Below are 2,926 nucleotides of genomic sequence, written 5' to 3'. Positions count from 1 at the left end.
GATCAAAAAAGAGAGAGGACAACAGTACTATCCGCATTGGAAAGCTTCGGGTTATTAGTACCACTCGGCTTTGGTCTCTCAACCTTTACACCTGTGGCCTATCAACGTCGTCATCTCCGACGGCCCTTATGAGGAAGTCTCATCTCGTGGCTAGTTTCGCACTTAGATGCTTTCAGCGCTTATCTATCCCGGACGTAGCTACCCTGCCGTACACCTGGCGGCATAACAGGTTCACCAGCGGTCCGTCCAACCCGGTCCTCTCGTACTAAGGTCAGATCCACTCAAACTTCCAGCGCCCACAACAGATAGGGACCGAACTGTCTCGCGACGTTCTGAACCCAGCTCGCGTGCCACTTTAATGGGCGAACAGCCCAACCCTTGGGACCTTCTCCAGCCCCAGGATGTGACGAGCCGACATCGAGGTGCCAAACCTCCCCGTCGATATGAGCTCTTGGGGGAGATCAGCCTGTTATCCCCAGAGTACCTTTTATCCTTTGAGCGATGGCCCTTCCATACAGAACCACCGGATCACTATGTCCGTCTTTCGACCCTGGTCGACTTGTAGGTCTCACAGTCAAGCAAGCTTATGCCATTGCACTCCWCGTACGGTTACCAAGCGTACTGAGCTTACCTTTGAAAGCCTCCGTTACCTTTTTGGAGGCGACCACCCCAGTCAAACTACCCACCAAACAATGTCCTCGCCTTGGGCGAGTTAGAAACCGGATACAGAAAGGGCGGTATTTCAAGGTCGTATCCACGGTTCCTGGCGAAACCGCTTCRAYTACTCCCGCCTATCCTACACATCCTGTACCCAATCTCAATGTTAAGCTATAGTGAAGGTTCATGGGGTCTTTCCGTCCCGTTGCGGGTAACCGGCGTCTTCACCGATACCACAATTTCACCGAGCTCATGGCTGAGACAGCGCCCAGATCGTTACACCATTCGTGCAGGTCGGAACTTACCCGACAAGGAATTTCGCTACCTTAGGACCGTTATAGTTACGGCCGCCGTTTACTGGGGCTTCGATTCAATGCTTCTCCTTGCGGATGACATCCCCTCTTAACCTTCCAGCACCGGGCAGGTGTCAGGCCTTATACTTCATCTTTCGATTTCGCAAAGCCATATGTTTTTGCTAAACAGTCGCCTGGGCCTTTTCACTGCGGCTTCTCCATCGCTGGAGGAAGCGCCCCTTCTCCCGAAGTTACAGGGCCATTTTGCCGAGTTCCTTAGCCATGATTCACTCGAGCACCTTAGGATCCTCTCCTCGACCACCTGTGTCGGTTTACGGTACGGGTGTTCCTTACCTGAAGCTTAGCGGGTTTTCTCGGAAGTCTGATTACCTGCACTATCTGCGCCCCCGGAGGTTTGCAGTACTATCGCGCTTCGGCTGTACCGGCGGATTTGCCTACCGGTCCAATACCTTTGCGCTTCAACGAGCTATTCCGTCAGCTCGCGGCAGTGTCACTACTCCGTCACCACATCGCAGTAARRAACAGTACGGGAATGTTGACCCGTTGTCCATCGGCTGCCTCCRTTCGGATGCGCCTTAGGTCCCGACTGACCCTGATCCGATTAGCGTTGATCAGGAAACCTTAGTCTTTCGGTGGGCGGGTTTCCCACCCGCCTTATCGTTACTTATGCCTACATTTGCTTTTCCATAAGGTCCACCGACAGTCACCTGCCGGATTCGCCCCCTATGGAATGCTCCCCTACCAGTGCARMWTCAKYTGCAATCCATAGCTTCGGTACCGTTCTTGATGCCCGTTTATTATCCACGCCCGGCCGCTCGACTAGTGAGCTGTTACGCACTCTTTAAATGAATGGCTGCTTCCAAGCCAACATCCTAGCTGTCTGGGCAACCGGACCTCGTTAGTTCAACTTAGAACGGATTTGGGGACCTTAGCTGATGGTCTGGGTTCTTTCCCTCTCGGCCTTGGACCTTAGCACCCAAAGCCTCACTGCCGGCCATATCTAGCAGCATTCGGAGTTCGTCTGGATTTGGTAGGATTTGACTCCCCCGCACCCAATCGGTAGCTCTACCTCTGCTAGACTCATATGCCGACGCTGTTCCTAAAAACATTTCGGGGAGTACGAGCTATTTCCCAGTTTGATTGGCCTTTCACCCCTACCCTCAGGTCATCCGGAAACTTTTCAACGTTTATCGGTTCGGTCCTCCAGTACGTGTTACCGCACCTTCAACCTGCCCAAGGGTAGATCACAAGGTTTCGCGTCTACCTCATCCGACTSTRCGCCCTGTTCAGACTCGCTTTCGCTTCGGCTCCTCGACTTAATCGATTAACCTTGCCGGACAAGAGTAACTCGTAGGCTCATTATGCAAAAGGCACGCCGTCACGGAATCGCTCCGCTCCGACCGCTTGTAAGCACACGGTTTCAGGTTCTTTTCACTCCCCTGTTCGGGGTTCTTTTCATCTTTCCCTCACGGTACTGGTCCACTATCGGTCTCTCAGGAGTATTTAGCCTTGCCAGATGGTGCTGGCGGATTCCCACAGGATTTCTCCGGTCCCGCGGTACTCAGGATACCACTATGCCTGTATTCTTTGCCTGTACGGGGCTCTCACCCTTATCGCGCAGTTTCCCACCTGCTTCCAGTTCATAGCACAGTACAATSTCGTGGTCCTACAACCCCATATCTGCCGTAACAGGTATGGTTTGGGCTCTTTCCCGTTCGCTCGCCACTACTTGGGAAATCATTGTTATTTTCTCCTCCTACGCTTACTTAGATGTTTCAGTTCGGCGCGTTCGCTTCATTTGATGGCATGTCTTCAACATGCCGGGTTGCCCCATTCGGAGATCCACGGATCGATTCGCATTTGCCGATCCCCGTGGCTTATCGCAGCTTATCACGTCCTTCATCGCCTCTGAGAGCCTAGACATCCCCCGTGTGCCCTTGTTTACTTTCTTCACG

1 rRNA gene is annotated in these 2,926 nt (G+C 53.0%); it reads right to left on the bottom strand.

Annotated features, from left to right (window positions below):
- Positions 1 to 35 precede the first annotated feature (35 nt).
- Positions 36 to 2,922: ribosomal RNA gene (locus CRJ00_RS17275) — 23S ribosomal RNA — on the bottom strand.
- Positions 2,923 to 2,926: the final 4 nt, after the last annotated feature.

It is taken from the genome of Sphingobacterium sp. 1.A.4, from assembly GCF_002734245.1.
GTDB lineage: Bacteria > Bacteroidota > Bacteroidia > Sphingobacteriales > Sphingobacteriaceae > Sphingobacterium > Sphingobacterium tenebrionis.
This window is presented reverse-complemented; position numbering and strand designations above follow the sequence as displayed.